Origin of the sequence: Streptomyces aureus (genome assembly GCF_001418135.1) — a bacterium.
In the GTDB taxonomy this organism is placed as follows: Bacteria; Actinomycetota; Actinomycetes; order Streptomycetales; family Streptomycetaceae; genus Streptomyces; species Streptomyces aureus_A.
Map to the genome: position 1 here is coordinate 1 of NZ_LIPQ01000673.1, position 2471 is coordinate 2471.

Here is a 2471-nt window from a genome sequence, read left to right on the forward strand (position 1 = left end):
ACCGGCGCCGGTTCCTCGGCACCTTCGTCGCCGTCCTGCTCGGCGTCGCCTTCCTCACCGGCACCCTCGTCATGGGCGACACCCTGCGCGCGAGTTTCGACTCGATGTTCACCGGCGCGAGCCGTGGCACCGACGCCGTCGTCCGCAGCGCCGTCACGGTCACGGCCCCGGGCGACGCCCAGGGCACCCGCGGCCCCGTCGACGCGGACCTCGCCGAACGCCTCGCGCGCGTGCCCGGGGTCGCCGCCGCCGCACCCCGGATCGAGGGCGCCGGCCAGCTCCTCGCCGCCGACGGCACCCCCGTCGGCGGCAACGGCCCGCCCACCCTCGCCGGGAACTGGATCGACGACCCGGCCCTCAACCCGTACAAGCTCGCGGAAGGCCGTGCCCCGAGCGCCCCCGGCGAAGCCGTCGTCAACCGGGGTGCAGCGAAGGCCGCGGGTCTCGCCCTGGGCGACACGACGGTCCTGCGCACCCCCGACCCGGTGCGCGTCACCGTCGTCGGTCTCGCCACCTTCGGCGGCGCGGACGGCATGGGCCAGGTCACCTGGGCCGGTCTCACCCGCGCCGACGCCGAGCGATATCTGACGGCGCACCCCGGCGAGGCGACCAGCATCGCCGTACGGGCAGGGCCCGGCGTCTCCCAGGAGGAACTGGTCGCCGCCCTCGCGCCCGCCCTCCCGGACGACGTCGAGGCGATCACCGGGCAGCGCTCCGCAGAGGAGAACACCGAGACGGTCTCCGGCCGCTTCCTCGGCCTCTTCACGACCTTCCTCCTGGTGTTCAGCGGGGTCGCGGTCCTCGTCTCCGTCTTCAGCATCCACAACACGTTCGCCGTGCTCGTCGCCCAGCGGACCCGCGAGAACGCCCTGCTCCGCGCGATCGGCGCCGCCCGGCGACAGGTGGTCATCGGCACCCTGGCCGAGGCGCTCACCGTCGGTCTGCTCGCCTCCCTCGCCGGACTGCTCGCCGGGATCGGCGTGGCGGCCGGCCTCCAGGCACTCTTCCCCGCGATCGGCTTCCCCTTCCCCGAGGGCGACCTGGTGGTGACCGGCACCTCCCTCCTGCTGCCGCTCGCCGTAGGCCTCGCGGTCTGCGCGGGCTCGGCGCTCCTGCCGGCCGTACGGGCCGGGCGCACGGCCCCGCTCGCCGCGCTCCGCGAGACGCAGGCGGACGCCTCGGGCACGTCACGCGCGCGCGTGGTGACCGGCGGCGTCCTGCTCGCCGTCGCCGTCGGCACGGTCCTCGCCGGTGTGCTCGGCACCCCCTCGCTGTGGTTCGCCGCGACCGGGGCGGCGCTCGCCGTCGCCGCCTTCGTGGTCCTCGGCCCGGTGGCCGCCTCGGTCGCCGTACGGGTCCTCGGCCGCCCCCTGCGCGGCGCCAACCGCGGCCTCGCGCGCCGCAACGCCCTGCGCAGCCCGGGGCGTACGGCGGCGACCGCGACCGCCTTGATGATCGGCGTCGCGGTGGTGACCCTCTTCACGGTCTTCGGCGCCTCACTCAAGGCGACCATGGACCGCACGGTCGACCGCTCCTTCGCGGGCGACGTCGCCATCGGCGGAGCCACGTTCGGCGCCGGCGGCGCGGGACTCAGCCCGCGCCTCGCGCCGGCCGTCGGCGCGCTGCCCGAGGTCGAGACCGCCGTGGGCCTGGGGCGCGGGGTGGCGCAGGTGGACGGCAAGGGGCGCGCCCTCACCGTCACCGACCCGGCCGCGCTCTCCCGGGCCCTCGACCTGGGTGAGGTACGGGGCTCCCTGACCGGCCTCGGTACGGACGGGATCGCCGTGGCCGCCGACGAGGCCGCCTCGGCGGGCCTGGCCCCCGGGCGGACGACCGAGCTCACCTTCACGGACGGCACCCGGCGCACCTTCACCGTCCGGGCCGTCTACGAACGTTCCGACCTGGCCGGCGACTACCTCGTCACCCGCGAGGCCTGGGCCCCGCACCGCACCCAGGACTCCGACACCCTGGTCGCCGTCTCCTTCGCGGACGGGGTCGGCACCGAGGAGGGCAGGGCGGCCGTGACCGAGGTCGCTGACCGCTACGGGCAGCCCGAGGTGCAGACCCGGGAGGAGTACGCGGAGTCCTCGGCGGGAGGCATCGACATGATGCTCACCCTCGTGTACGCGCTCCTCGCCCTCGCCGTCCTGATCGCGCTGCTCGGCATCACGAACACGCTGACCCTGTCCGTCCACGAGCGGACGCGTGAGCTGGGCCTGTTGCGGGCCGTCGGCCAGACGCGGGCGCAGCTGCGGGCCATGGTCCGCTGGGAGTCGGTCCTGGTGGCGGCGTTCGGCACGCTCGGCGGACTCGTCCTCGGCGGCTTCCTCGGCTGGGTTCTGGTCCGCGCCTCGCAGGGTTCGGGCGACAGTGCGTTCGCCTTCGCCGTACCGGCGCTGCAGCTGGCGGCGGTGGCACTGGTGGGTCTGGTCGCCGGGGCCGTGGCGGCGCTGCGCCCGGCGCGCCGGGCG

Annotated in this window: 1 protein-coding gene; it reads left to right on the forward strand. The window is 76.0% G+C overall.

Annotated elements, in window-relative coordinates:
• On the forward strand, positions 1-2471 hold a 2471-nt coding region (locus AOK00_RS35965; protein ID WP_055604295.1), incomplete at both ends, for an FtsX-like permease family protein.